The sequence below is a fragment of the Streptomyces sp. NPDC046349 genome, from assembly GCF_055587885.1.
On record NZ_JBVJFK010000003.1, the window covers coordinates 335,924 to 362,429 of the forward strand.

Consider the following 26,506-nt stretch of genomic DNA (forward strand, 5'->3'; position numbering starts at 1 on the left):
GGTCGTCGCCCGCACCGTGCTTGATCGCGCGGGGGCCGGCGGTCGGTGCCCGCCGGCCGGCCGTTACTCGTAGCGGTACTTCAGCGAGTCCGCCTCCGCCTGCTCGACGGCGGCGAGCGTCAGCTCCGGCATCCGCAGCTGGGCCAGCGTCACCTCGGCCGAGGTCGGCTGGGCGTCCGCCGGCAGCCACTGCTCCGGCTTCCAGGCCCCGCCGCGCAGGAGCGACTTGGGGCAGTGCGGGTAGACCTCCTCGATCCCCACCACCAGCGCGCTGGCCGGCGGCTTGCCCACGGCGGTCAGCTGCGAGAGCAGCTCCGGGCTGGTGGAGACGCAGGCCCGGCCGTTCACCCTGAGCGTCGTCGTGCGCCCCGGGACGACGAACAGCAGGCCGGCCCGTCCGGTGGCGACGACGTTGCGCAGGGTGTCCAGGCGCTTGTTGCCGGTGGCGTCCGGTATCGCCACCGTCCGCGCGTCCAGGACGGCGACGAACCCGGCGGGGCCGCCGCGCGGGGAGACGTCGCAGTTGCCGTCGGCGTCCGCGCTGGCGACCAGGACCAGCGAGGAGCAGCCGATCAACGTGCGTGTCTGGTCGGTGAGTTCGGTCATCTGCTTGCGCAGGGCCGTTTCCTGGGGCAATGCGTAGACCCGGCGCAACGCGTCCTGATCGGGCACCGCGTCGAGGCGGAGCGAGTCGAAGGCGCTGCCGGCGAGAGATGGCGTCATGCGCCCGACCCTAAGGGGCCGGCCGGCGGCGGATCTCGGTCGGCCCTGCCGTCGAATGCTGGGCCACGACAGCGGGTCGGGACAGGGACAGGTGGTCGGGGTTTGCTCCGGTCCCCCGCAGCGGCGCGCCGGAACGCCGGCCGGCTCGGGGCCAGGCCTGCCGGGGCGGGCCGACGCGGGCGCAGGTGGTGAGGTCCCGGCCGTGGGGGCGGCCGGGGGCCTCGCCGCGGATCGCCTCTCCGAGCGGTACGGCGCCCGTGGAGGAAACCCGGCGTCGGCGAGGGCGCCGTGCTGCGCGACGGGTGCGGCGTCGTCGACGATCCGTCGGGCGGAGCGCAGGGCTTCGGGGGCGGCTTCCCGCTGTCGGGTTCGTCGGCGCAGAGCGCGCTCAGGCGGGGTCCCACAGCGGCGCGGCCGGTGACCTGCCGGCGTGCGGGCCGCAGCGGCCCTTACCTGGTGGACAGGCGCGACGGAGCATCCACGAGGCCGCCGCACGCCGCCGGCGACTCCGCTCGGCGGCGCGCTCGGCCCCCGTCATACGACACTCAGCGGCGGACTCGGGGCATGCCCAGGCCTATCCAGGAGATGATCTCGCGCTGGATCTCGTTGTTGCCGCCGCCGAAGGTGAAGATGACCGCGCTGCGGTAGCCGCGTTCGAGCTCGCCGTGGAGGACCGCTCCGGCCGAGCCGTCCTTGAGGGGGCCCGCCGCGCCGACGATCTCCATCAGCCAGGCGTACGCGTCGCGGCGCGCCTCCGAGCCGTACACCTTGACCGCGGAGGCGTCCTGCGGGGTCAAGGTGCCGGACTCGACCGCGTTCACCATCTGCCAGTTGAGCAGCTTCATCGCGTCGAGGCGGGCGTGGGTGCGGGCGAGCCGTCCGCGCACCCAGGACAGGTCGATGACGCGGCGCCCGTCGGCGAGTTTCGTCGACGCGGCCCAGCGCTGGACGTCGTGGAGGGCACGGATGGCCATCGTGCCGTGGGCGGCCAGGGTGACGCGCTCGTGGTTGAGCTGGTTGGTGATCAGGCGCCAGCCCTTGTTCTCCCGGCCCACGCGGCGGGCGGCGGGGACGCGGATGCCCTCGTAGTAGCTGGCCGTGGTGTCGTGGGAGGCCAGGGTCTTGATGAGGGTGCAGGAGTAGCCGGGGTCCGAGGTCGGGACGAGGAGCATGGTGATGCCCTTGTGGGCGGGGGCGTCCGGGTCGGTGCGCACGGCGAGCCAGACCCAGTCGGCGGTGTCGCCGTTGGTCGTCCAGATCTTCTGCCCGTTGACGACGTAGGTGCCGGTCTCCTCGTCGCCCTCGCGCACGGCCTTGCACTTGAGGGCGGCGAGGTCGGTGCCGGCGTCGGGCTCGCTGTAGCCGATGGCGAAGTCGATCTCCCCGGCGAGGATCCTGGGCAGGAAGTAGGCCTTCTGCTCGTCGGTGCCGAACTGCATGATGGTCGGCCCGACCGTGTTGAGCGCCATCAGGGGAAGCGGGACGACGGCCTGCGCGGCCTCGTCGAAGAAGATGAACTGGTCCATCGGGGTCATCCCGCGGCCGCCGTACTCCTTCGGCCAGCCGACGCCGAGCCAGCCGTCTGCACCGAGCCTGCGGATGGTCTCCCGGTAGAACCGCTTCTGGGCGGCCGGGTCCTGGTAGCGGGCGTAGACGTCCTCGGGGACCAGCTCGGCGAAGTAGGCGCGCAGCTCGGTGCGCAACTGCTGCTGCTCAGGCGTGTATTCGAGGTGCACGGCCCCTCCGGGAGTCTCGCGGTCCAGCCGATTAGCCGCAATGGCGTGACGGCGTGATGGCGTGATGGCGTGATGGCGTGATGGCGGCGGTCAGATTAGAACCTGTTGCAAGAATTCGGAAGGACCCGCGTAACGGCCGTGCACCGCCGGCGGTCATACTCTCGCCCACGACGATTCCACGGAGCAGAGCGGAATTCTTCGTCGCCCCCGAGCGCGAGCACCGCTTCGGGGGACCCGCGACCGGAGGGGAACGGCCCATGCCGGCCGCCTTCCTGGCGGACCACCGGACGACCCTCGAGCTGAAGTGCGCCGGGTTGGGCAACGAGTTGGCGCGGCGGTCGGTGGAACCGTCCACACTGTCCCTGCTCGGGCTGGTCCGGCACATGGCGGACGTGGAGCGCCGCTGGTTCCGGAAGGTCCTGGCCGGTCAGGACGCCGCCCCCCGCTTCTCCTCGCAGGACGATCCCGACGGCGACTTCGACGGTGCCCTGCCTGACGATCCCGCCGCCGTCGAGGAGGCCTGGGAGGCCTGGCGCGACGAGGTGGCCTTCGCCGAGCGCTTCGTCGCCGAGGCGCCCGACCTCGACGTCGAGGCCGACGACGCGTGGCGCGGCCGGGTGTCCCTGCGCTGGGTCCTGATCCACATGGTCGAGGAGTACGCCCGGCACAACGGCCACGCCGATCTGCTCCGCGAGCGGATCGACGGGGCCGTGGGTATCTGACCTCCCCCGGCGTCCGCCCGTCAGGTGTGGAGATACAGGAGGTCGAAGCGGACGAGGTCCCGGGCCGTGTCGAAGAGGTACTCCCCCGACGGGTTCCCCTGCGCCCCGTCGTGGTTGGCGTACGCGTCGAACTTCCGGCTGTGCTGCCAGGCCGCACCGGCCGGCGCGTACGGGGCCAGTTCGGCGGGCAGCGCGGACGGCGCGGCCGCGGACGTGAAGGCGTACTCCGCCTTGCCCGTGACCGCCGCCGCCCCGCCGGCCGCGAGGCGGCCGACCCCGACCAGCCGGATACGCGAGTCGGGGCCCGGGATGGTCCGGCTCTCGGGGGAACCGGGCTTCTCGTCGATGTCGTAGCCGAGCCAGTGCGCCTCGCCGAGCGTCCCCATGTACGGCCCGAAGCGGGCGTTCAGGGGGGCCAGGTCGGTGCGCACCCGGGGCCCCGGCCGGCCCGGGCCGGGCCGGACGGCGTAGGCCGTGCCCGCGGCCACGGTCAGCAGCGGTATCCCGGCGATCAGCAGGAAGCGCCTGCGGTCGATGCGTCCCCGCTGTTCCCGCTGTCCGCGCTGTGCGTCCACGGCCGCCCCCCGGTGCCCTTCAGTACAGGGCGCCGATCATAGCCGTGGCCGTGGCCGTCATCGCCGCACGGGCCGCCGTCAGGTACGGCCGGGGGTCCGCCGGGGTCAGGTGGGTGCGGATGGCCTCGGTCATGGCCAGGTTCAGCGCGGTGCCGATGTTGACCTTGCGGATCCCTCCGGCGACGGCCGCCGCGAGCTCGGTGTCCGGCAGCCCGGACGAGCCGTGCAGGACGAGCGGCACCTCCACCGTCTTGGCCAGCCTGGCCAGCAGGGCGTGGTCGAGGGCGGCGGTCCGGCTGGTCATCGCATGGCTGCTGCCGATGGCGACGGCCAGTGCGTCGACCCCGGAGTCGGCGACGAACCGCCGCGCCTCGTCGGGGTCCGTACGGGCACCGGGGGCGTGCGGGTCCAGCGGTGCGGCGCCGTTCTTGCCGCCGACCTCGCCGAGTTCGGCCTCGATCCACAGCCCGTTGGCGTGCGCCCAGTCGGCGGCCGAGCGGGTGGCCTCCAGGTTCTCGGCATACGGGAGCTGCGCCGCGTCGTACATCACCGAGCTGTAGCCCGCGTCGCACGCCTGCCGCAGCAGCTCGGGGCTCTTGACGTGGTCGAGGTGCAGGCCGACCGGGACCGCGGCGGCCTCCGCGCAGGCGGCGGCGGCCCGGGAGATCGGCAGCAGCCGCCCGTCGCGGAACTTCACGGCGTTCTCGCTCAGTTGCAGGATGACCGGCAGCCCGGCCGCCTCGGCGCCGGCGACGACGGCTTCGGCGTGCTCCAGCGTGATGATGTTGAAGGCGGCGACGGCGCGGCCCGCGCCGGCCGCCTCCCTGACGAGCGCGCCCGCGCAGACGAGGGTCATCGGACCGCCTCCTCGCCGGTGGTGAGGATCACCGAGCGGGTCAGGTTGCGCGGCGCGTCGGGGTCCAGCCCGCGCCGGGCGGCGACGGCCAGGGCGAGGCGGTGCACGCGGACGAGTTCGGCGAGCGGGTCGAGCCGCCCGGCCACCCATTGGCCGCCGGTGCGGCGGACCTGTTCGACGAGCCCCTCGGGGGCCTCGTCGAGCGACCAGGTGACGGTGCCGGGTCCGGAGATACTGACCGGCCCGTGCCGGTACTCCATCGCGGGGTAGGACTCGGCCCAGGCCAGCGAGGCCTCACGCATCTTCAGGGCCGCCTCGTGGGCGAGTCCGACGCTCCAGCCGCGGCCGAGGAAGGTGAACTGGCCGCGGCTGTCGAGCTCCTCGGGGAGCGGTTCGTCGAGGGCGGTGCGGGCGTCGGCGACGGCCGCGGGGCGGTGCAGGCCGACGTGGGCGCGCAGCAGGGTCAGGGCGGTGGTCGCGAAGCGGGTCTGCACGACGGACTGTTCGTCGGCGAAGTCGAGGACGACGAGCTCGTCCGCCACCGACATCACGGGGGTCGCCGGGTCGCCGATGACGGCGGTCGTGGGCACGCCCGCGTCGCGCAGTGCGGCGAGCAGGTCCAGCACCTCGGTGGTGGTGCCGGAGCGGGTGAGCGCGACGACCCGGTCGTAGCGGCGGTGGCGCGGGAACTCCGAGGCGGGGAAGGCGTCGGTCTCGCCCTGTCCCGCCTCCTCGCGCAGTACGGCGGCAGCGTGGGCCATGTAGTACGAGGTGCCGCAGCCGACGATCGCGGTACGCTCCCCCGGCTGTGGCAGCACCGCCCGCCGGGCCGGGGCCAGTTCGGCTGCCCGCTCCCAGCATGCGGGCTGCGTGCCCAACTCGTACGCGATGTGACTCATACAGGCTCCCTCGTGCGACAGACGGGTCTGAATGCGTTTTCCTGCAAGGTAGCGGGCGGTTTCACGCAACTTCAAGCAACCACGGGGTGTTCTGCTGGGTTAGTGTCGCCGGGTAGCCCGACGGAGGCCACGGGACGAGCACGGGAGGGGACGGCCGATGACCCGCAAGGAGCGCTGGCAGAGACTGCTGGACCTGCTGGTGGAGCGGGGCGAGCTGGAGGTGGAGCCGGCGGCCGAGACCCTCGGGGTGTCGGCCGCGACCATCCGCCGCGACCTCGACCAGCTCGCCGAGCAGCAGCTGCTGGTCCGCACGCGCGGCGGGGCGGTGCTGCACGGGGTCAGTTACGAACTCCCGCTGCGCTACCGCACATCGCGGCGCGCCGCCGAGAAGAGCCGCATCAGCGAGGCCGTCGCGGCGCTGGTCGCCCCGGGCGAGGTGATCGGCCTGACGGGCGGCACCACGACCACGGAGGTGGCCCGGGCCCTGGCCGGGCGGCCGGACCTGGCCCAGGGCTCGCCCGCGCTCACCGTGGTCACCAACGCCCTCAACATCGCGGGCGAGCTGGTGATCCGGCCGCAGTTCAAGATCGTGCTGACGGGCGGCGTGGCGCGCCCGCAGTCGTATGAACTGACGGGCCCGCTGGCCGAGCAGGTCCTCGGGCAGCTCGCGGTGGACACGGCGGTCCTCGGCGTGGACGGCTTCGACCCCCAGGACGGTGCCGCGACCCGGCACGAGGACGAGGCCTCCGTCAACCGCCTCCTGTGCGAACGCGCCCGCCGGGTGGTGGTCGCGGCGGACTCCAGCAAACTGGGCGTCCGCGCCTTCGCCCGCATCTGCGCGACCTCGGCCGTGGACGTCCTCGTGACGGACACGGGCCTGGCCCCTGCGGTGGCCGGTGCCTTCACAGCGGCGGGGGTCGACGTGGTCACGGTGTGAGAGCGGGGAGAGCCGGCTGAGCGGTGTGAGCAGCGGGCGACGTGCGGTCGGCGGCCGACGGCAAGGCCACCCCGCCCCGCCGCCCGCTCCCCCGCCCCTTACGCGGCATCGCGCGGCCGGCGACGAGTTCGCCGACGGCGTGGCCCTCGCCCCGCACCGACCGGGCGGACGTGGCGTGCGGCACCGTGACGTCGGCCCGGCCGGTCGGGGGCGTTCACGGACGCGCCGGGCCGCCGGTCGGGGTGGGCTCGTACGGCGCGGGGCACAGTCTTCGACGGCGGGGGCGCCCTTCACGGAGCGCGCGACGGAGCTCACCCGGAAAGGCGCGTGGCGACCCTTCGCCCTGCCACAGGCCCCCTCAGTGGGCCGGCAGGCGCTCCGATTCGCGCACCAGGGCCGCCAGGACGGGGGCGATCAGCGGGTGGGTCTCGGCCCCGCGGCGGGTGGCGGCGAAGACCCGGCGGGTGGCGGCCGGTCCGGCGACCGGGCGTACCTGCACCTCCTTGAGGTCCATGCCCCGCAGTGCCGAGCGCGGTACGAGAGCCACCCCGGCCCCGGCTCCGACGAGCGCCGTCACGGCGCGGAAGTCGTCGGACGAGTGCGCGAACCGCGGCTGGAAGCCGGCCAGTTCACAGGCGAGCAGGGTCACGTCGTGGCACGGGTTGCCGGGGTACTGGCCCACCCAGTCCGAGTCGGACAGGTCCGCGAGCGACACCGACGGCAGGTCGGCCAGCGGGTGGCCCGAGGGCAGCACCGCGTCGAAGGGTTCCGCGTACAGCGGGAGGACGGAGAGCCGGCCGTCGTCGGCGCCCGGCGCGCCCCGGTACTCCACCGCGAGCGCGAGGTCCGCCTCGCCGTCCAGCAGCAGCGGCAGGCTCTGGTCGCCCTCCGCGTCGCGCACCCGCAGCCTGATCCCCGGCCGCTCCAGCGCGAGCCGGGCGATCGCCGGGGCGAGCACCTCCGCGATGCCCGTCGCGAAGGCGGCCACGGTGACCTCGCCGGCCGCGCCGCCCGCGTACGCCGCGAGTTCGGCCTCCGCCCGCTCCAGTTGCGCCAGCACCTCGTGGGCGTGGCCGAGCAGGATCTCCCCCGCCGCGGTCAGGCGTACGCCCCGGCCGCTGCGGGTGAGCAGCGCGTGGCCCGTCTCCTGTTCCAGCGCGGCGAGCTGCTGGGAGACGGCGGAGGGGGTGAGGTACAGGGCTGCGGCCGCGGCGGTCACCGTACGGTGGTCCGCCACGGCCCGCAGGATGCGCAGCCGGCGGGGGTCGATCACCCCACCATTGTCTCAGGATGCGGAGGTCACTCAGGCCCCGGTGGTCGCCAGCGCCGCACGGGCGTCGACGAACGCGGCCACTGCGCGCTCCACGTCGGCCGTGGAGTGGGCGGCCGAGAGCTGGACGCGGATGCGGGCCGCGCCCATCGGCACCACGGGGTAGGAGAAGCCGATCACGTAGACCCCGCGCTCCAGGAGCAGCTCGGCCATCCGGCCGGCCTCCGCCGCGTCACCGATCATGACGGGGGCGATGGCGTGGTCGCCGGGCAGGATCTCGAAGCCGGCCTCGGTCATCCTGGTGCGGAAGAGCGCGGTGTTCGCGGTGAGGCGCTCGCGCAGGTCGCCGGCCGACTCCAGCAGGTCGAGGACCTTGAGGGAGGCCGCCGCGATGACCGGGGCGAGGGAGTTGGAGAAGAGGTACGGGCGCGAGCGCTGGCGCAGCAGCTCGACGATCTCGGCGCGCGCGGCGACGTAGCCTCCGGAGGCGCCGCCGAGGGCCTTGCCGAGGGTTCCGGTGATGATGTCGACGCGGTCCATGACGCCGTGCAGCTCGGGGGTGCCGCGGCCGCCGGGGCCGACGAAGCCGACAGCGTGGGAGTCGTCGACCATGACCATGGCGTCGTAGCGCTCGGCCAGGTCGCAGATCTCCTGGAGCGGGGCGACGTATCCGTCCATGGAGAAGACGCCGTCGGTAACGATCAGCTTGCGCCGCGCGCCGCCCTCGGTGGCCTCCTTCAACCGCGCCTCCAGCTCGGCCATGTCGCGGTTGGCGTAGCGGAAGCGGCGGGCCTTGGAGAGGCGGATGCCGTCGATGATGGAGGCGTGGTTGAGGGCGTCGGAGATGACCGCGTCCTCGGCGCCGAGGAGGGTCTCGAACACGCCGCCGTTGGCGTCGAAGCAGGAGGAGTAGAGGATGGTGTCCTCCTGGCCGAGGAAGGCCGAGAGGCGCGCCTCGAGCTCCTTGTGCACCTCCTGGGTGCCGCAGATGAAGCGGACGGAGGCCATGCCGTAGCCCCAGCGGTCCAGCGCGTCCTTCGCGGCGGCGACGACCTCGGGGTGGTCGGCCAGCCCCAGGTAGTTGTTGGCGCAGAAGTTGAGCACTTCGCCGGCAGCGCTGCCGACGCCGCCCGAGGTGACGGCGACGGCCGCGCTCTGCGGGGTGCCGATGACGCGCTCGGGCTTGTGCAGGCCGGCGGAGCGGATCTCGTCGAGGGTGGTGCGGAGGTCGTCGCGGACGGTCTCGAACATGCTGCGTTTCTCCTTGTACGGCCCGGGGGCCGGGCCCCGCGGAGGGGGAGGATGTGCGGGGGCCGGCCGGAGGGAGATGGTTCGGTGGGGCGACAGGGGCGTTCGGCGGACGGGCCGCTCCTACGCCGTCCAGTCCAGGATGATCTTGCCGCTGCGGGCGGTCGACGCCTCGTCGAAGGCGGCCTCGAAGTCGCGGTGCGAGTAGCGGCCGGTGATGACCGGGCTGAGGTCGAGCCCGCCCTCCAGCAGCACCGTCATCGCGTACCAGGTCTCGAACATCTCACGGCCGTAGATGCCCTTGATCGTGATCATCGAGGTGACCACCTTCGCCCAGTCGACGGGGAACTCCGTCGCGGGCAGGCCCAGCATGGCGATCCGGCCGCCGTGCGTCATGTTGTCGATCATGTCGCGCATCGCCTCGGCGCGCCCGGACATCTCCAGGCCGATGTCGAAGCCCTCGCGCAGGCCGAGCCGGGTCTGGGCCTCGGCGATCGAGGACTCGGCCACGTTCACGGCGAGCGTGGCGCCCGCCTTGCGGGCGATCTCCAGCCGCTCGGGGCTGACGTCGGTGATGACGACGTTGCGCGCGCCGGCGTGCTTGGCCACGGCCGCCGCCATGATGCCGATCGGGCCGGCACCGGTGATCAGCACGTCCTCGCCGACGAGCGGGAAGGACAGCGCGGTGTGCACGGCGTTGCCGAAGGGGTCGAAGATCGCGGCGACGTCCAGGTCCACGGCCGTGCGGTGCACCCACACGTTCTGCGCGGGGAGGACCACGTACTCGGCGAAGGCGCCGTCGCGGCCCACGCCGAGGCCGATCGTGCTGCGGCACAGGTGGCGGCGGCCGGCGAGACAGTTGCGGCACTTGCCGCACACCAGGTGGCCCTCACCGCTGACCAGCGCGCCCGGTTCGATGTCGGCCACGTCCGCGCCCACCGCCGCGACCTCGCCGACGAACTCGTGACCGAGGACGAGCGGGGTCCTGACGGCGCCCTGCGCCCAGCCGTCCCACGAGCGGATGTGCAGGTCGGTTCCGCAGATGCCGGTGCGCAGCACCTTGATCAGCACGTCGCCGGGGCCGTACTCGGGCTCCGGAACGTCCATGAGCCACAGGCCGGGCTCGGCTTTGTGCTTGACGAGTGCCTTCATGGGTGGCTCCAGGCATGCGGAAGGGGGGCGCCGCGAGCGTGCGGGGCTCGAACGGCGTCGGTGACGGGCACCAATCTGCCGATCTCCGTGGTGATCAGTCCATCGAGAGTTTCTTAAGCGGGCCGACAGCGGAGCTTCACGAGCGGGTCTTCACGCCTATGCTCCTCCCTTGACGGGGCAGGGAAAAGGGGAGGTGAGGGGCGTGCCGAGTCTGCGCAGCAGGGCGCTTTCGGTGGCGCTGGTCGTGGCGGGGCGGCGAAGACGGTTCGCGAGCGCCGAGGCGGTGCGCGAGCGGGTGGCATCGGCAGCCCGCCGACCCGCGTCGCATCTGCCGCCGCGGCGGCTCGGCCGGGTCGCGGACATCTCCCGGACGTTCGTCGGCGCCTGGCCGGTGTACGACGTGTCCCCGCTGGGGGCCGAACCGTCGGCGCAGGTGCTGTACGTGCACGGCGGCGGTTACGTGGGCGAGCTGGAGCGCCCGCACTGGGAGCTGGTGCGGACCCTGGTGACACGGGCCGGGGCGCGCGTCGTCGTCCCCGCGTACATCCTGGCTCCGCGCGGTACCGCGGACCGGACCGTCCCGGTCGCCACCGACCTGCTGAGCGGCCTGATCGCGGGCGGCGGCGACGGCGGGACGGTGCTCATCGGCGACTCGGCCGGGGCGGGGCTGGCGCTGGCGGCCGCACAGCGCCTGCGCGACCGCGACGGCGAGCAGCCTTCGCGTATCGTGCTGGTCTCCCCCTGGCTGGACGTGACGATGAGCCATCCGGACCAGGAGGCGATCGAGGAGGCCGACCCGCTGCTGGCCCGTGCGGGGCTGCTCGAGGCCGGGCGGCTGTACGCCGGGACGCTGGCCGCCGAGGATCCCCTGGTGAGCCCGCTGCACGGGACGTTCGCGGGGCTGGCTCCGCTGACGGTGTTCAGCGGCACGCGGGACGTGCTGTCGACGGACAGCCGGGAGCTGGTGCGCCGGGCGCGCGCGGAGGGCACGGAGGTGGAGTTCCACGAGGCGGCGGGGATGCCGCACGCGTACCCGCTGCTGCCGGTGCCGGAAGGGCGGGCGGCGCGCGACCGGATCGTCGAGCTCGTCAGGTCCGCGGCGGACCGGTGACGCCCCGGGCCGGGCGGCGCGGGCCCGGCCCGGCCGGCCGGACCCCACCCCCTACGCCGTACAGGTCATCAGGGAGCTGATCGGCCAGGCGCGGTACGCCGTCCAGTAGGCCTCGTCGCGTACCGGGTCGGCGGGCGGGGTCCGGTTCGGCTGCCAGCCGACGGTGACGAAACCCGCCTCGACGGCCGCTTCGGCGAGGTCGGAGTGGGCCCATTCGCGGAACTCGAAGGGGACGGGCGGCTCGGTCAGCAAGTGCGCCTTCAGCAGCGGCGCGTCGCCGTCCCGGACCCGGTCGAGGATGCGGACCCCGTACGGTGACCAGTCCACCCGCGGGAACGCCCCGGCGTTGGGCACGATGGCGAGCAGCCGGCCGCCGGCGCGCAGGTTGGCGCGCACGGACCGGAACATCGCGTGGAGGGTCCGCCGGTCGGGCGCGTAGCTGAAGACGTACGCGGCCGTGGCGAGGTCGAAAGGGCCGAGGTCGGGCAGGCCGGCGGCGTCGGCGACGAGGTACTCGACGTCGGGCCGGCCTTTCGTCGCCTCGTGTTCGCGGGCCGTCCGGATCATCTCCTCGGAGACGTCGACGCCGACGGTCCGCCGTGCCCCGCCTCGGGCCAGCAGCCGGGTGTTGTAGCCGTAGCCGCAGGCCAGGTCGAGGGCGTCGAGGCCGCGCAGTCCGCCGAGCGCGTCGAGGGCCCCGTGCAGGGTGTAGGTGTCGGCCGCGGAGAAGGCCGCCGTGCTCTTGGACTCCGCGTAGCGCTCGCCGATGGTGTCGTACTGGAACCGCATGCTCTGCCTTCCGGGGGCCTGCCGGGGGGTGGGACGCGTGCGTATCGTGCCCCGCGGCGCGTGCGGGTGGCCGTCCGCGCAGCCGTGCTCCCCCATACGTCCCCCGGACGGGGGAAGCGGTCGGCCTATCGCGGCGGCGGCCCCCGGCCCCGTGGTCATCGGTTCCCGGGCGCGGGCCGCCCGGCCAGGCGTGCGCCGGGCCCGCGTCGTGCCGCGGGTGCCAGGCCATGCCGAGGCAGCGCGGGCAGGTCGAGCGGGATCTCGTAGGTCTCCCGTCCCGGCGCGGCGGGCGAGCGGAGCGGCCCGGGCGGGCCGGCAGCCCCACGAGGTCGCTCTCGCGCAGGACGAGCAGACAGGCGGGAGAACTGCCCCCGCTGATCGGCTCGGCCGCAGTGCAGGCGGCGGCACGCCACGAGGCGGGCGGCACACGGCGCGGCGCAGTCCCGGGTGGCGCGTCACGGGGCGGGCGCGCCACGGGGCAGGGCGGCGTGCACCGGGCGGCGCGGTCCCGGATGAGGGCGCGGCGGCGGCCCCTGATGAGGGCGCGGCGCCGGGATGCCGATGCTGTGGCCGATGGCGCATGCTGACTGTGTGATGGCGAGAGCGGACAGCCTCGGCGCCGCCACCGACGCCATGGTCCAGGTGCTCGCGAGGGCCGTCGTGAGCGCGGTGGAGGCCGTGGGCGGGTACGCGGGCGGGGTCTACCTGCGCTCGCGCTCCGACGAGCTGCTGCTGCTGGCCCTGTTCACCGGGCTGCCGTTGCCGCTGTTCCGCCCGTGGTGGCGGATGCAGGTCAACCGCCCCTATCCGGTCGCCGAGGCCTACCGCTCGGGGCAGGCCGTGCTGCTGGCCGACGCGGAGTCGGCCATGAGCCGCTTCCCCCAGTTCGTCGCCGGCCTGCCCTTCCCGTTCGCCTCGCTGTACGAGCCGGTGACGTCCGGGCCGGAGCGGTTCGGCGTGCTGGTGGTGCTGCGCCCGGCCACCCCCGGTGTCCCGGTCGGGGCCGGGGACCGCAAACGGCTGCGTCAGGCCGCCGAGGAGCTGGCGCGCGAGCTCTCCGCGCTGTCCGCGGCCGGGGAGCCGGTGGTGTGGGAGAGTGACCCGGTCTGCGTGCCGGGCCCCGCGCCGGAGGCGGGGGCCGCGGGCGCCCGCGGCGCCGTGGACCGGCTCGCGCAGGCGGTGCTCTCCCTGGACCGGCAGGGCCGGATCGGCTTCGTCAACTCCGCGGCGGAGCGCCTGCTCGGCGCCGGCACCGGTCACCTGCACGGTCGGCTGCTGTGGGAGGCGCTGCCGTGGCTCGGGCAACCCGCGTACGACGACCACTTCCGCGCCGTCTTCATGTCGTCGGAGCCTGTGCACTTCTCCGCCCGCCGCGGGCGGCATCCGCCGGACGAGTGGCTGTCGGTGGGCCTCTACCCCGCGGCCGACGGCGTGACCCTGACGATCGGTACGGCCGACCCGCCCGCCTACGCGCCGGGGTCGGCCGCGGGCGATCCCGCCACCGGCCCGGGTTCGCCCGCCGACCAGGGATCCGCGCTGTACCGGCCGGTGGCCCTCGCCATCGCGCTGACCGAGGCGGTCACGGCCCGGCAGGTGTCGGCGGTGGTCACCGAGGAGCTGCTGCCGGCCTTCGGCGGCCGCCAGCTCGCGATCTACCTGCTCGACCAGCGGCATCTGCACCTGGCCTGGGAGACCGGTTTCCCGCAGGGCTTCCTGAACCGGTTCGACGGGGTCGCGCTCGATGTCCGGCTGCCGGGCGTGGAGACGCTGACCACGGGCCGGCCGCTGTTCTTCGAGTCCATGCAGCGGCTCGCCGCCGCCTATCCGGGCATCCCGCTGGACGCCGACGTCGGGGCCCGCGCCTTCCTCCCGCTGATCGCCTCCGGTCGGCCGGTCGGCTCGTGCATCCTCGGCTTCGACTCGCCGCGCGGCTTCAGTCCGGAGGAGCGTACGGTGCTGACCGCACTGGCCGGGCTGATCGCGCAGGCCCTGGCGCGGGCGCGGCGCTACGACAGCGAGGCGGCGCTCGCCCACGGGCTCCAGGCGGCGTTGCTGCCGCACCGGCTGCCGGTGCGCGAGCACGTGGAGACCGTGGGCCGCTATCTGCCGGGCTCCGCGGGCATGGACGTGGGCGGTGACTGGTACGACGTCGTCGAGACCGGATCGGGCCGGCTGGCCCTGGTCATCGGCGACGTCCAGGGCCACGGCGTCGCCGCCGCCGCGACCATGGGCCAGCTCCGCAGCGCCGTACGGGCCTTCGCGCTCGCCGGCAGCACGCCGGATCAGGTGGTGCGCGGCACCAACCGGCTGCTCATCGACCTCGATCCGGGTCAGTTCGCGAGCTGCTGCTACGTGGTGCTCGACCCGGCGTCCGGCTCCGCGCTGGCCGTCCGGGCCGGCCACCCGCAGCCGCTGCTGCGCCGTCCCGACGGCCGCACGGAGGTACTGGACCTGGCGGGCGGGGTGGTGCTGGGCGTCGACCCGGAGGCCTCCTACCCGGTGACGGAACTGCGACTGGCGCCGGGCGAGGTGCTCGCCCTGTACACGGACGGGCTGGTGGAGCGGCCCGGCGTCGACATCGACGAGGGGGTGGAGCGGCTGCGGCTGGCGCTGGCGTCGGCGCTGCCGGTTCCGCTGACCGAGACCGCCGACCGGCTGATCGGCAACGCCGTCGACCGGCCGGACGACATCGCCCTGCTGCTGGCGTCCCTCACGGGCGGCACCGAGCCGCCCGCTCAGGGCCGTTCGTAGGCTTGGAGCACGCCGCCGACGGAGAAGCACACGGCGCCGAGCAGCGTCCCCCAGTTGGCGACGTCGGCGTCGACGAGGCTTCCGGTGGCGGGCCGCGTGAAGGCCGCCACGGCCGAGACCATGAACAGCACCGATCCGACCTGGTTCACCGCGACGACCCACCAGCCGAGGCTGCGCCGGCGCAGGCAGGGCCAGGGACGGTGGCAGATCTCGACGAAGGCCAGGTGACCGGAGAGCAGGAAGAGCAGGCAGCCGATCACATCGGGAGTCCAGATCAGCCGGTTGGCCTGCTGGACGGTGAGCCCCTGGAGGAAGGAGTCCAGGAGGTTGACGCCGAACACGAGCGTCCCGACGAACAGCACGAAGGTGCTCAGCCAGTCCAGGCGCATGGGCTCGTATCCCCACCACCTCCAGGCGGACGTGACCAGCCGGCCGCCGTCCTCGGGGGTGTGGCGGGGTCCGTTGAGCACTTGGAGGAGGGAGACGTAGCCGCCGGTGTTGAAGAACAGTCCTCCCGCGAAGTAGATCGCGGCGCTCTCGGCCGTGGTGCCCCAGCCGAACTGGGACACGGCCGCGCCGAGGGCGAAGAGGGCTCCGCCGATGACGAACGCGGCCGAGGCGATGCCGCCCAGCCGTCGCAGGCGGCCGAGGCCCTCGGCGTCGGCGGTCGTGCTCATGGCGGCCGTCCGGCCGGGGCTGCGGACCGCGAGGATTCCTCGTCTGCGCGCGGGCCGCGACTCCCACACCACCGTCTCCCCTTGGGGGCGCTGCCAGGTGAGCCGGGTGGTGAACGGTCCCGCGCCTTCTGCGCGCTGCGGGGGCAGGTCCACTCTTTCAGCCCGCCTCGGTCGTCCGTTTTTCCATGCCGGCCATGGTGAGCGCGGTGTTGACGAGGCCGACATGGCTGAACGCCTGCGGGAAGTTTCCTAGTTGGCGCCCGGAGACGGGGTCGTACTCCTCGGCGAGCAGTCCCACGTCGTTGCACACCGCCAGCAGGCGTTCGAAGAGGACGCGGGCCTCGTCCACGCGTCCGGTCAGGTGCAGGGCGTCTGCGAGCCAGAACGAGCAGGCGAGGAAGGCGCCTTCGTCGCCGGGCAGTCCGTCGACGGAATCGGCGGTGCTGTAGCGGCGGACCAGTCCGCTGCGGCCGAGTTCGGCGCGCACCGCGTCGACCGTGCCGGTGACCCGCGGGTCGTCGGGGGGCAGGAATCCGACCCTGGGGATGAGCAGGGTCGCGGCGTCGAGTTCGCTGGAGCCGTAGTACTGCGTGAAGGTGTTGCGCTCGGGGTCGAAGCCGTTGTCGCAGACGTCGCGGTGGACCGCGTCCCGCATGGCGCGCCAGCGGTCCGGCTCGCCGGGCAGCGAGGGGTCGCCTTCGAGCGTCCGTACGGCCCGGTCCGCGGCCACCCAGGCCATCACCTTGGAGTGCACGAAGTGGCGGCGGGGTCCGCGGACCTCCCACAGGCCCTCGTCGGGCCGGTGCCAGTTCTGCTCCAGGAAGTCCAGGAGTGCGAGCTGGATGCGCCAGGAGTGGGCTTCGGCGGGCAGTCCGGCGGACCTCGCCAGGTGCAGGGAGTCGATGACCTCCCCGTACACGTCGAGCTGCAACTGGTCGACGGCGGCGTTGCCGACGCGGACCGGGGCGGAGGAGGCGTAGCCGCGCAGCCAGGGCAGTTCGCTCTCGGGGATCCGCCGCTCGCCTGCGATCCCGTACATGATCTGCAGGTCCTCGGGGGCGCCGGCGACCGCGCGCAGGAGCCACTCGCGCCAGGCGCGGGCCTCGTCGAGGAATCCGGTGGTGAGCAGGGAGCCGAGGGTGAGGGTGGAGTCGCGCAGCCAGCAGTAGCGGTAGTCCCAGTTGCGGACGCCGCCGAGTTCCTCGGGCAGGGAGGTCGTGGCGGCGGCGGCGATCCCGCCGGTCGGGGCGTAGGTGAGGGCCTTGAGGGTGATCAGCGAGCGGGTGACCGCTTCCCGGTAGGGGCCGTCGTAGCGGCACTGGGAGGTCCACTCGCGCCAGTCGGCGAGGCTTCCTTCCAACGCCTGGAAGGGGTCGGTGGGTTCGGGACGCGGTTCGTGCGAGGGGTGCCAGGTCAGGACGAAGGCGACGCGGCGGCCGGCGGTGACCGGGAACTGGGAGCGGGTGCTGTTGGCCTCGCCCCAGGTGCGGACGGGGGGCTCGCTGCGGAACCAGGCGGAGTCGGGTCCGGCGACGGCGACGCGGTCGCCGTCGCTGCGGCGCACCCAGGGCACGACGTGGCCGTAGTCGAAGCGCAGACGCAGGGTGCTGAGCATCCTGACGGTGCCGCTGATGCCTTCGACGATGCGGACGACGTCGGGGGCGACGTCGCGCTGCGGCATGAAGTCGATGACCTTGACGGTGCCGGTCTCGGTCTCCCAGTACGACTCCAGGACCAGGGTGCCGTCGACGTAGGCGCGGCGGGTGCACCGCTCGCCGTCGGCGGCGCCGAGGGGGGCGATGCGCCAGTGGCCGTTCTCCTCGTCGCCGAGGAGCCTGGCGAAGCAGGCCGCCGAGTCGAAGCGCGGCAGGCACAGCCAGTCGATGGACCCGTCGCGGCCGACCAGTGCACTGGTCATGAGGTCGCCGATGAGTGCGTAGTCTTCGATGGGTTGTGTCATTTGTGCGCTCTTCCCCTGAATGTCGGGGGCCAATCAGCTCGGGCCCCGGACACCCCCGAGCGCGCGCCAGGGTGTCCCGCGGTTCCCGGTGGATCGGCGGGCGGCGCCGGATGCGGTGCACCGCAAGGCGGGGAGGCGCCCTCGTACCGGGCGTAGCCGGGCGTGCGGGTCAGGCGGTGATGCGCCCGCAGCTGACGTCGTGCGCCCGCCGGGGATCGCGGGACGGGCCTCAGTTGCGCACGAGGAGCATGACGACGGCGAGGACGACGCCGAGGGCGAGGGCCAGCGCCCCGTGTGCCGGGCGGTGGGCACGCAGAGCGGGGAGGAAGCGGTCGACGGCGTAGCGGCCGGGGCCGGTGAGGGCGAGGGCCGCGGCACTGGCGGTCAGCAGGAGTTCGTACTCGATGCCGGCGGGGGCGAAGAAGGAGCCGGTGCCGTGGACGGCGATCGCGTTGAGGAGGGTGCCGACGACGGCGGCTCCGGCGAGCGGGGTGAGCAGGCCGGCGGCGAGCCCGAGGCCGCCGAGGGTCTCGGTCAGGCCTGCGAGGACTGCCATGGCGTCGCCGGCGGGGTAGCCGCTGGCGGTGAAGAACCGGCCGGTTCCGCTGATGCCGCCGCCGCCGAACCAGCCGAAGAGTTTCTGTGCGCCGTGTCCGGCCATGGTCAGGCCGAGGACGAGGCGCAGGAGCAGCAGGCCGGTGTCGTGGCCGGGGGTGGGGAGGGCGGCGGGCAGGGCCTGTGCGGCCGGCGCGGCGGGCTGCGGCTTCGTCGAGGTGACGGACGGGCTGGTCATCGAGGGGTCCTTCCGGTCGGGCGGCCCAGGGAGCAGGTGGAGAGTTGTTCAAATTCGAACCGCTGGCCACGGACCCTAGCCGGTGATTCAAATTCGAACAACCCGTGTAGGGTGGGGCCATGGCTGAACCGAGATGGCTGGACGAGCGCGAGATGCGGGCCTGGAGCGGCTTCCTGGCCGCCTCGGCGCTGGTGAACCGGCGCCTCGACCAGCAGCTCAAGGACGACACGGGGCTGTCCCACCCGCAGTACGAGATCCTCGTGCGGCTCTCCGCGGCCCCCGGCCGGGAGCTGCGGATGACCGAGCTCGCCAACGGCCTGATCAACTCCAAGAGCGGCCTGACATACCAGGTGACCCAGCTGGAGAAGGCCGGGCTCGTGCGCCGCCGCAGCTGCCCCTCCGACGTGCGCGGGGTCTTCGCCGTGCTCACCGACGCCGGCAGCGCGAAGCTGGAGGAGGCCGCGCCGGGGCACGTGGCCACGGTCCGCGAGATCCTCGTCGATGTCCTGACCCCGGCGCAGCTGGACGCGCTCGCCGACGGGCTGGGCGAGGTGGGGCGCCGGCTGCGCGGGCAGGGGGCCTGAGCGGCTCCGGCCGCCGTACGGGGTATCACCCGACCGGAATCGGGGTATATGGGCGCCATGGACGGAACGGTCTGGCTCTTCGTGGGCGCGGTGGTCATGGCGGGGCTCGCCGTGGTCGCGGCCGTGATGTTCGTACGCCTGCTCAGGGCGAGGCGGCTGCTGCTCGACGCGGGCATCCCGCTGCACGACAAGGCGCTGTTCTGGGCCGCGCTCGTCTACACCGTCTCGCCCGTGGACCTGATTCCGGACCCGGTCTATCTGGACGACATCGGGATCCTGATGCTGGCACTGCGCTCACTGCACGCGGCGGCCTCGGCCGCGCGCCCCTCGAAGGAGTCCGACGTCGACGTCCGGACCCGCGTATGACCGGTCCGCGCGGACCGGCGGGCTCCGTCCGGCCGGGGGTGCCGGTCCACCCGGACCGATTGCCGTCCGGTCGAGGACGGGGAAGCCGCCCGGGCCGCACGCGGACTCGCCGGCGTCCGTCAGGAATACACCGCGCGCCTTCAACTCCCGCTGGAGTACACGGACGTCCGTGAACGAATCGAGGGGAGGCCGCGTGCGGTCCCACTCCGGGCCCTGGAGGCCCCGATGTCCCGGACGGCCGGAGTCGCGTGTCCGGACGGACGGACTCGCGGCAGATGCGCCGCGATCGACGCGCGCCCCCGTGATCGTCCACGACGGGCCGCGGTGGCTGCGGAGCGCGCCGGACCGCCGGTCAGCGCACGCCCCGGGTTCGGAACTGCACGCTGATGCGGGGCCCGACGGCCCGCGCCGACTTCGGTACGGCGTGTTCCATCGTCCGCTGGCAGGAGCCGCCCATGACCACGAGGTCGCCGTGGCCCAGCGGCAGGCGCAGCAGGGTGGGCCCGCCGTCGCGGGGGCGGAAGGCAAGATCGCGCGGGTCGCCGACGGAGACGATGGCGACCATGGTGTCCTCGGTCGAGGAGCGGCCGGTCCGGTCGCCGTGCCAGGCGACGCTGTCCCGTCCGTCGCGGTACAGGCACAGCCCGGCGGTGGTGAACGGTTCACCCAGCTCGACTGCGTAGTGGCCGCTCAGCGCGTCGCGGGCCTCGACCAGCGAGGCGTGCGGCAGGGCCTCGCCCTCGCCGTAGAAGGCGAGCAGCCGGGGCACCTCCACCTCGCGCTCGTACATCTGCCGCCGCTCGGCGCGCCACGGCACGTCGGCGGCCAGCCGCTCGAAGAGCGCGTCGGCGCCGCGCAGCCAGCCGGACAGGTGCTCGACCCAGGCCCCCGCGCCGAGCTCGGTCCGGCGCAGCCCGTCGAGGGGGCCGAGACCGATCTCGTCGCCCTGGTCGAAGAGGGAACCCTGGAGGCCCTGGAGCGCGTGCATGGCTCCAGCCTAGCCCCCATAACCGAACAGGTGCACGAATAGCCGAACGCGCCGCACTCGGGCTCCCGCGACCGGCCGGCCGTCAGAGCGGCGGAGCGGCGCCCGCACGGCGGGACGGCCGGATGAGCAGGGTGAGGAGGGTGACGGCGAGCGAGGCCGCGGCGGCGAGGGCCATCGCCGGGCCTGCGCCGAGGCACTGGGCCAGGCCCCCGGCGATCGCGGCGCCCAGACCCTGCCAGGTCATCCGTCCCGCCGATTCGACCCCCTGGGCCTGCCCGCGGATCGCCTCGGGGGTGAGTTCCAGGAGCCGTTCCTGAAGGGGCAGGGTGGCCGCGAACCCGGCACTGGCGAGGAACACCGCGACCGTCAGGACCGGGGCGGGCGGGTGGACCGCGAAGAGCAGGAAGGGAGCGGCGAGCAGCAGCCGCAGGGCGGAGGTGAGGCGGCGGCGCCGCCCGGCGGTGAGCAGCCTGCCGACGACCAGGTCGCCGAGGAGCATGCCGGCGGCTCCGGCGGCCAGGAAGGTTCCTGCGTGGGCGGGGTCGTAGGAGATGAACAGGGCCTCGCAGCCGACGATCAGACCGTTGGGGACCCACAGGGCCAGTAGCAGGGCCCGCCGGCCGGGGTGGGAGAACAGTTCGGCGTTCGTCCGCCAGGTCTGCCGCAGGCCCGGCCGGCGGGTGAGACGCACCGAGTGCTCGCGGACGGTGGCCGCGACCACGGCCGCCCCGAGGGCGGTGAGGCAGGCGGCGACGGCGAAGACCCCCTGGGGGCCCGCGTACCTCAGTAGTACGGCGCCACCGGCGTAGCCGAGGATCGCCGTGCCGCCCGCGGTGACGTTCATCAGCGAACGGGCCGGCACGTAACCGGCGGCCGGCACGGCCTCGGCGAGCAGCCCGAGCCGCGCGCCGGTCCCCAGGGACTGGAAGAAGCCGAGGAACAGGAGGAGGGCGAAGCGGGCCGCGAGCGGCAGCCCGGGGACCGCCTGGGCGCAGACGCCCGTGAGCGAGGCGAGTTGGAGCAGGAGGAGGGTACGGCGCGGCCGCTTTCCGTCCGCGACCGACATCAGCGTCAGGGCGCCGAGGACCGTCGCGAAGGTGGCCCCGTACATGCTCAGGGCGGTCAGGAACGGCGAACCGGTCTGCCGGTCCACCAGCGTGCCGAGCGCGATGCCCGACAGGGCGCCTGCGGCGGCGGTGAGGGCGAAGCTGACGTACAGGCCGCCGAACTCCCTGGTGCGGAGCAGCTTGCGGTAGCCGAAGGAGGGGGTGGGGGTGGGGTCATGGCTGGTGGTCAGGTGCGAAGGCATGAAAAAAGCCTCCGGACGCATGCACGGAGCACGCACGCCGAAGGCCAACGGCGGTGATTCTAGCAGTAGTCACAGCCAGCCGCGGGGCGCTCGGTGTTTTCCGACGCGGTCCGAAACGGTATTACCGCAGCGTAGGTGTGTGATCAGGAACTCACGGTCTTGGCCGCGGGCCCGCCGCACGGTAGCGTCACGGCGACATTTCCACATAGCGACGACGGCGAGACGGAAGCCCGGTGTGAATCCGGCATGGTCGCGCCACTGTGTGCTGCGGCGCCCTCCAGGAGGGCTTCGCGGCGAGTCAGACCCGAGGACCGTCGTCCTGCACCACCGTATGGGACGCGTTGTTCCCCAAGGAGGTTCCATCATGGCCGAGGCTTTCGCTTCCGCTGCCATATCCACCCCCGCCGTCTCGCCGTCGGCGCCGCTGCCCGTGCGCGCGGTACTGCCCTGGGCGGTCTTCGTCGGTCTCCTGATGCTCGTGGCCCTCTACTTCGTCGGGGCCGAGCAGGGCGCCACCGCCGTGTTCTCCGGCGAGGGCGTGCACGAGTGGGTGCACGACGGTCGCCACCTGCTCGGCTTCCCCTGCCACTGAGGGGCCGCTCACATGTACGCCTCCACTGTCAGAGGTCTACTGGTCCGCGGCATGCTCGCGGGCCTGATCGCCGGGTTGTTCGCCTTCGCCGTCGCCTACGTGGTGGGTGAGCCGCCGGTACGGGGCTCCATCGCCGTGGAGGAGGCCGCCGCCCAGGACGCCGCCGGCGCCCCGAGCGGTCACGCCGGCCACGGGGGTGACGCCGCGTCGGGCGGGGCCGCCGAGGAGGAGGAAGAACTCGTCAGCCGGCCGGTCCAGTCGACCGTCGGCCTGGCCACCGGCGTCCTGGTCTACGGGGTCGCGCTCGGCGGCATCGCCTCGCTCGCGTTCTCGTTCGCCCTCGGCCGCGTCGGCGGGTTCAGCCCGCGGGCCACGGCCGCGCTCACCGGGGCGGGCGCGTTCGCCCTGGTCTACCTGGTGCCGTTCCTCAAGTACCCGGCGACCCCGCCGGCCGTGGGCAACCCGGACACGATCGGGCAGCGCACCACGCTGTTCTTCCTGATGATCCTGCTGAGCGTGCTGCTCGGAGTCGGCGCGATCGTCCTCGGACGACGGCTGGCACCGCGCCTGGGCAACTGGAACGCGACGCTGGCCGCGGCGGGCGGCTTCGTCGTCGCCACCGCCCTGGCGTTCGTGTTCCTGCCGGACAACAGCGACGCGGTCCAGCCCGGTTTCCCCGCGGCCCTGCTGTGGGAGTTCCGAATGGCCTCGCTGGCCGTCCAGCTCGTCCTGTGGACGGTGTTCGCCGTCGTCTTCGGCGTCCTGGCGCAGAAGCTCCTGGACACGCGCACCGAGGGCGCGGAAGTGAGGGCCCAGCAGCAGGCGCCCGCCCTCGGCTGACCCAGCGCCACGTCCGTCCACGGGCCCCGCGACCCCCGCCGGTTGCGGGGCCCGTGCACGTTCGCACGCGTGCGCAACGGCGCACGCTTCCCCAGCGCCGCCCTACGATGTCCGCATGAGTTCAGGCACGCGCCCGGCAGGTGCGCAGGATTCGCAGGTACGGGGCGACCGGCTGGAGGTCGCCGCGTCCGTTCTGGCCCTGCTCGCGGACCGCACGCGCCTGGCGCTGATGGAGCGGCTCGGCCGGGGGGAGGCCGACGTCACCACACTGACGGAGGCCTGCGGGGCGGCCCGTCCCTCCGTCAGCCAGCACCTGGCCAAGCTCCGTCTCGCCGGGCTGGTCACCACCCGCAAGGACGGGCGCCGCGTCGTCTACGCCCTGCGCCACGGGCACCTGCGCCGGCTGGTGGACGAAGCCATGAACGTCGCCGACCACGAGATCGGCTCCCTCCCGCCGCACGACTGAGCCCTCCACGGGGACCCGGCTCCATGCGATCCGGCCGGCCGGATCCGGAGCGGCGGCCCCGACCGCCCGATTCACCGCGGGGCCGCACCGGATGCGTGCACAAGTACGCACATGTTGGCTACGCTGGAATCGCGTCATCGATCCGCCGACCGGAACGGGGCCGCCCTTGCCGTCCTCTCCTTCCGTGCCGTCCGTACCGTCCGCGCCGTCCGTGCTGTCAGTTCTGCGCAACGGCACCTACCGCCGCCTGTTCACCGCCCAGGTCGTCGCCCTGGTCGGCACCGGGCTCGCCACCGTCGCGCTGAGCCTGCTCGCGTACGACCTCGCCGGCGACGGCGCCCCGGCGGTCCTCGGCACCGCACTGGCGATCAAGATGATCGCGTATGTGACCGTCGCACCGCTGGTGACGGCCGCAGCCGACCGGGTGCCCCGGCGCGTCCTCATGGCAGCGACGGACCTGACCCGCGCCGCCGTGGCACTGGTCCTCCCCCTCGTCACCGAGGTGTGGCAGATCCACGTCCTGGTCTTCCTGCTGCAGGCGGCTTCCGCAACCTTCACCCCGGCCTTCCAGGCCACGATCCCCGAGGTCCTGCCCGACGAAGAGGACTACACCCGCGCCCTGTCGATGAGCCGGCTCGCCTACGACCTGGAGAGCCTGTTCAGTCCGGTCCTGGCTGCGGCGCTGCTCACCGTGGTCTCCTACGACCGGCTCTTCGCGGGCACCGTCGTCGGCTTCCTCGCCTCCGCCGCGCTCGTCACCGCCACGGCGCTGCCCCGGCCCGCTCCCGTCCGGCGGACCGGCGCGCTCCGCGCCAAGGCCGCCTTCGGCACCCGCCTGTTCCGGGCGACTCCGCGGCTGCGGGCCCTGCTCGCCCTCGACCTGGCGGTCGCCGCCGCCGGAGCCGTCGTCTTCGTGGACACCGTCGCCGCCGTCCGCGGCCACCTCGGCCTCCCGGCCGGAGCGGTCTCGGTCGCCCTCGCCGCGTACGGGGCCGGGTCCGTGCTCGCCGCGCTCGCCCTGCCGCGACTCCTGCGGCGCTCCACCGACCGTGCGGTGATGCTCCGGGCCGCCTCCACCCTCCCGGCGGTCCTCGCCGCGGTGGCCCTGCTCACCGCGACCGCCCCCGGCGCCTGGACCTGGCCCGCGCTCCTGGTGGCGTGGGCGGCGATCGGAGCCGCCTGCTCGGCCGTCCTGACGCCCGGCGGGCGCGTGGTCCGCCGCTCCACCGCCGACGCGGACCTGCCCGCCGCCTTCGCCGCCCGGTTCTCCCTCTCCCACGGCTGCTGGCTCCTCACCTACCCGCTCGCCGGGTGGCTGGCCCCGTGGACCGGTCTGCCGCTGACCGTCGCGGCCCTGGGCGCCGTCGCCCTGGGCGCGACCGCCGCCGCGGCGGCGCTCTGGCCGGTCCACGACCCGGACCGGCTGGACCACGTACACCCGGACCTGCCGCCCGGTCACCCGCACCTCGCCGACGCCCGTCCGGCCGGGGGCGGTTGGCTGCACGGCCACCCCTACGTCATCGACCAGCACCACCACCACTGGCCCGGGCGGAACCGCACCGGGCGGAAAACCCCTCGCCGGTCGCGGCAGGGATCGCTACGATCACCGCGATGACCACTCATTCCACTCTCGGATCGGAGGTCCCCACCGCGCAAGGTGAGTGCTGATGCTCACTCGGACCGCGAACAGGGACTCCCGCCTCGCCCTCTGGCTCCGCGTACGCGAGTACGCCGTGCCGGCATCCATGATCGAGACTGCGACCGCCCGCCGGCACGCCGGCGACTGGTCCGCGGCATGCGCCGCCGCAGGCTTCGACGTCGATTTCAACCTGCGTTCCCTGGCCCGCTCGCACGGCCGCGACCTCGCGGACCGGATCCGGGCCGACCTGCGCCACCTGGCTCCGGACCTGCTGCGCTGGCACATGCCCCGCGTCGCTCCCGACGGACTGCTGCGCCCGGGCCTGACCCTCACCCTGGCCCAATACGACGCCGCCGGGCCCGAGGACACCGCGCCCCCGGTGCACCTCGTGGCCCGCACCCCGCCCGCCTGGGCGGACGGCGGGCAGCGCATCAGCCTCGCCCTGTGGGACGGCTCCGGGTCCGGAATCGCCGGCGCCGGTCCGCACAGGGGGTCCCGCCCCGACCGGCGCTTCCGCCTCGACCTGCACCGCCACCTGTGGGACGCCCGCCGGGCGCCCGAGCTGCGGGTCCGCTCCGGAGCCCGCCGGCCGTCCTGCGGCGGCCCGCCGGGACCGGATCCGGACCTCGCCCGAGCACTGCCCCCGGAACAGGGCTGCGCCGTCGACACGTGGGCCGCCGAGGCCGGGATCGTGCTCCGGGCCGAGGGCCGGGACACCGGCAGCGTCACCGTCCGGCTCGGCGCCCGGCAGCGGTTGGTCCTGGACCTGGTCGCGGGGGCGGACGGGCCCGGACCCGGGCCCGCTGCCGGGATGCCGTCGCTGCGGATCGGGGCTGCCCCCAGGGACGGCAGCGCCCACGCACTGCCCGTCCTGCCCGACGCGGCCGCCCGCGTGCTCCCCGACCTGGAACTCCTCCGCACCGGCTCCATCGCGGCCGACCGGCTGCACCCGCTGGTCGCCGCCGCCCTGTCACCGGAGCGTGCGCCGGCCGCACCCTCGCGGACCCCGGATGCGGGTGCGGACCCGGCTCCGGGGCGGCCGGGCCTCGTCGAATGCCGCGGAGCCCGGCACCGCATCGGCCTCGTCGACGGGGTGCTGACACCCCTGGACCACGACCCGGCCGAGGTCCGGCGCGAAGAACTGCTGGCGGCCCTGTCCGGGACTCCCCTGCCCTGCCTCCGGGCCATCGACGCGGCCCACCGCCGACCGGACTGCCTCACCGGCGTCCGCGAACGCCTGGACCACGGAGACGTCGCCGGGGCGCTGGCCGTCGTCGAGGGGCTTCTGGGCGCCGACGCGCTGCTGCGCCCCGGCGCCCTGCTGGACGCATTGGAGGCGGCCGCCCGACGGCGCATCACCTACGGGCTGTTCCGCGCGGGCCTGGCCGGACCGGGTCCCGACCGCCTCCCCCCGAAGCCCCGTCGCTCCCGCCGGGCCGCCCGAGGGCTGTCCGCAAAGCGGCCCGGCGCCCGGCGAACCACGCCGTAGGCCGGGGCCCGCCCCGCCGTGCTCCTCCACCCTG

25 protein-coding genes are annotated in these 26,506 nt (G+C 74.1%); 11 read left to right on the forward strand and 14 right to left on the reverse strand.

Translation table 11 applies throughout. The features are described from left to right. Positions 1-63 precede the first annotated feature (63 nt). Entirely contained in the window at positions 64-723 is a 660-nt protein-coding gene (locus tag ACZ6JS_RS08705; protein WP_469296901.1) for an MSMEG_1061 family FMN-dependent PPOX-type flavoprotein, read from the reverse strand. A 545-nt stretch (positions 724-1,268) separates the two neighbouring features. Next, complete coding sequence (locus ACZ6JS_RS08710) at positions 1,269-2,459, reverse strand: acyl-CoA dehydrogenase family protein (RefSeq protein ID WP_469296903.1); 1,191 nt, start codon at positions 2,457-2,459, stop codon at positions 1,269-1,271. Between the two features lie 257 nt (positions 2,460-2,716). Between ACZ6JS_RS08710 and ACZ6JS_RS08715 the strand changes: the two genes are divergently transcribed. Next, positions 2,717-3,181, forward strand: coding sequence for a DinB family protein (locus ACZ6JS_RS08715; RefSeq protein ID WP_469296905.1), 465 nt, complete (start codon positions 2,717-2,719; stop codon positions 3,179-3,181). Positions 3,182-3,201: 20 nt separating this feature from the next. On the opposite strand, the gene ACZ6JS_RS08720 is transcribed toward ACZ6JS_RS08715, so the two are convergent. The 3 genes from ACZ6JS_RS08720 to ACZ6JS_RS08730 are packed head-to-tail and all read right to left on the reverse strand — an operon-like array spanning position 3,202 to position 5,511. Next, positions 3,202-3,756, reverse strand: coding sequence for a hypothetical protein (locus ACZ6JS_RS08720; RefSeq protein WP_469296906.1), 555 nt, complete (start codon positions 3,754-3,756; stop codon positions 3,202-3,204). Between the two features lie 19 nt (positions 3,757-3,775). Beyond that, entirely contained in the window at positions 3,776-4,612 is an 837-nt protein-coding gene (locus tag ACZ6JS_RS08725) for a class II fructose-bisphosphate aldolase (RefSeq protein WP_469296908.1), read from the reverse strand. Next, positions 4,609-5,511: an SIS domain-containing protein gene (locus ACZ6JS_RS08730; protein WP_469296909.1), complete on the reverse strand. Its 903-nt coding sequence runs from the start codon at positions 5,509-5,511 to the stop codon at positions 4,609-4,611. Before ACZ6JS_RS08730 ends, ACZ6JS_RS08725 begins: the two co-directional genes overlap by 4 nt. A 157-nt stretch (positions 5,512-5,668) precedes the next feature. Between ACZ6JS_RS08730 and ACZ6JS_RS08735 the strand changes: the two genes are divergently transcribed. Continuing rightward, positions 5,669-6,448, forward strand: coding sequence for a DeoR/GlpR family DNA-binding transcription regulator (locus ACZ6JS_RS08735; RefSeq protein ID WP_469296911.1), 780 nt, complete (start codon positions 5,669-5,671; stop codon positions 6,446-6,448). A gap of 358 nt (positions 6,449-6,806) precedes the next feature. On the opposite strand, the gene ACZ6JS_RS08740 is transcribed toward ACZ6JS_RS08735, so the two are convergent. The 3 genes from ACZ6JS_RS08740 to tdh all read right to left on the reverse strand — a co-directional run bounded on the left by ACZ6JS_RS08740 (position 6,807) and on the right by tdh (position 10,118). Further along, on the reverse strand, positions 6,807-7,721 hold the full coding sequence (locus tag ACZ6JS_RS08740) for a LysR family transcriptional regulator (RefSeq protein WP_469296912.1): 915 nt from the start codon (positions 7,719-7,721) through the stop codon (positions 6,807-6,809). A gap of 30 nt (positions 7,722-7,751) precedes the next feature. Further along, on the reverse strand, positions 7,752-8,969 hold the full coding sequence (locus ACZ6JS_RS08745; protein WP_469296915.1) for a glycine C-acetyltransferase: 1,218 nt from the start codon (positions 8,967-8,969) through the stop codon (positions 7,752-7,754). A gap of 120 nt (positions 8,970-9,089) precedes the next feature. Then, a complete protein-coding gene (gene tdh / locus ACZ6JS_RS08750; protein ID WP_469296916.1) occupies positions 9,090-10,118 on the reverse strand; it encodes an L-threonine 3-dehydrogenase in 1,029 nt (342 codons plus the stop codon). Positions 10,119-10,320: 202 nt separating this feature from the next. Here tdh and ACZ6JS_RS08755 point away from each other — a divergent pair, with 202 nt between their 5' ends. Further along, positions 10,321-11,229, forward strand: a complete 909-nt coding sequence (locus ACZ6JS_RS08755; protein WP_469296918.1) for an alpha/beta hydrolase fold domain-containing protein — start codon at positions 10,321-10,323, stop codon at positions 11,227-11,229. Between the two features lie 51 nt (positions 11,230-11,280). Here ACZ6JS_RS08755 and ACZ6JS_RS08760 read toward each other — a convergent pair whose 3' ends face one another. Further along, on the reverse strand, positions 11,281-12,018 hold the full coding sequence (locus ACZ6JS_RS08760) for a class I SAM-dependent methyltransferase (protein ID WP_469296920.1): 738 nt from the start codon (positions 12,016-12,018) through the stop codon (positions 11,281-11,283). A gap of 633 nt (positions 12,019-12,651) precedes the next feature. Here ACZ6JS_RS08760 and ACZ6JS_RS08765 point away from each other — a divergent pair. Then, positions 12,652-14,769 (forward strand): SpoIIE family protein phosphatase, encoded by a 2,118-nt coding sequence (locus ACZ6JS_RS08765; RefSeq protein WP_469297162.1) that lies wholly within the window; start codon positions 12,652-12,654, stop codon positions 14,767-14,769. On the opposite strand, the gene ACZ6JS_RS08770 is transcribed toward ACZ6JS_RS08765, so the two are convergent. The 3 genes from ACZ6JS_RS08770 to ACZ6JS_RS08780 form a co-directional block, all read right to left on the reverse strand. Next, complete coding sequence (locus ACZ6JS_RS08770) at positions 14,754-15,599, reverse strand: hypothetical protein (protein WP_469296921.1); 846 nt, start codon at positions 15,597-15,599, stop codon at positions 14,754-14,756. The two genes, ACZ6JS_RS08765 and ACZ6JS_RS08770, sit on opposite strands and share 16 nt — an antisense overlap. A 4-nt stretch (positions 15,600-15,603) precedes the next feature. Beyond that, the gene (locus ACZ6JS_RS08775) at positions 15,604-17,406 is read right to left on the reverse strand and encodes a glycoside hydrolase family 15 protein (protein WP_469296923.1); all 1,803 of its coding nucleotides are present in this window, start codon (positions 17,404-17,406) and stop codon (positions 15,604-15,606) included. Positions 17,407-17,635: 229 nt separating this feature from the next. Beyond that, positions 17,636-18,199: a DoxX family protein gene (locus ACZ6JS_RS08780; RefSeq protein ID WP_469296925.1), complete on the reverse strand. Its 564-nt coding sequence runs from the start codon at positions 18,197-18,199 to the stop codon at positions 17,636-17,638. A 119-nt stretch (positions 18,200-18,318) separates the two neighbouring features. Here ACZ6JS_RS08780 and ACZ6JS_RS08785 point away from each other — a divergent pair, with 119 nt between their 5' ends. Then, positions 18,319-18,783 carry a MarR family winged helix-turn-helix transcriptional regulator gene (locus ACZ6JS_RS08785; RefSeq protein ID WP_469296926.1) on the forward strand — a complete coding sequence of 155 codons (465 nt, stop codon included), beginning with the start codon at positions 18,319-18,321 and terminating at the stop codon, positions 18,781-18,783. Positions 18,784-18,840: 57 nt separating this feature from the next. Next, positions 18,841-19,149, forward strand: a complete 309-nt coding sequence (locus ACZ6JS_RS08790; protein ID WP_469296928.1) for a YkvA family protein — start codon at positions 18,841-18,843, stop codon at positions 19,147-19,149. Positions 19,150-19,501: 352 nt separating this feature from the next. On the opposite strand, the gene ACZ6JS_RS08795 is transcribed toward ACZ6JS_RS08790, so the two are convergent. Both ACZ6JS_RS08795 and ACZ6JS_RS08800 read right to left on the reverse strand, forming a co-directional pair. Next, complete coding sequence (locus tag ACZ6JS_RS08795; protein WP_469296930.1) at positions 19,502-20,137, reverse strand: alpha-ketoglutarate-dependent dioxygenase AlkB; 636 nt, start codon at positions 20,135-20,137, stop codon at positions 19,502-19,504. Between the two features lie 82 nt (positions 20,138-20,219). Then, positions 20,220-21,446: an MFS transporter gene (locus ACZ6JS_RS08800; RefSeq protein ID WP_469296931.1), complete on the reverse strand. Its 1,227-nt coding sequence runs from the start codon at positions 21,444-21,446 to the stop codon at positions 20,220-20,222. Between the two features lie 364 nt (positions 21,447-21,810). Here ACZ6JS_RS08800 and ACZ6JS_RS08805 point away from each other — a divergent pair, with 364 nt between their 5' ends. The 5 genes from ACZ6JS_RS08805 to ACZ6JS_RS08825 all read left to right on the forward strand — a co-directional run bounded on the left by ACZ6JS_RS08805 (position 21,811) and on the right by ACZ6JS_RS08825 (position 26,472). Next, positions 21,811-22,038, forward strand: a complete 228-nt coding sequence (locus tag ACZ6JS_RS08805) for a CbtB domain-containing protein (RefSeq protein ID WP_469296932.1) — start codon at positions 21,811-21,813, stop codon at positions 22,036-22,038. Positions 22,039-22,050: 12 nt separating this feature from the next. Further along, complete coding sequence (locus ACZ6JS_RS08810; RefSeq protein ID WP_469296933.1) at positions 22,051-22,878, forward strand: CbtA family protein; 828 nt, start codon at positions 22,051-22,053, stop codon at positions 22,876-22,878. A 115-nt stretch (positions 22,879-22,993) separates the two neighbouring features. After that, positions 22,994-23,344 (forward strand): ArsR/SmtB family transcription factor, encoded by a 351-nt coding sequence (locus tag ACZ6JS_RS08815; RefSeq protein WP_359123242.1) that lies wholly within the window; start codon positions 22,994-22,996, stop codon positions 23,342-23,344. A gap of 211 nt (positions 23,345-23,555) precedes the next feature. Then, the gene (locus ACZ6JS_RS08820) at positions 23,556-24,959 is read left to right on the forward strand and encodes an MFS transporter (protein WP_469297163.1); all 1,404 of its coding nucleotides are present in this window, start codon (positions 23,556-23,558) and stop codon (positions 24,957-24,959) included. Between the two features lie 52 nt (positions 24,960-25,011). Further along, positions 25,012-26,472, forward strand: coding sequence for a hypothetical protein (locus ACZ6JS_RS08825; RefSeq protein WP_469296934.1), 1,461 nt, complete (start codon positions 25,012-25,014; stop codon positions 26,470-26,472). Positions 26,473-26,506: the final 34 nt, after the last annotated feature.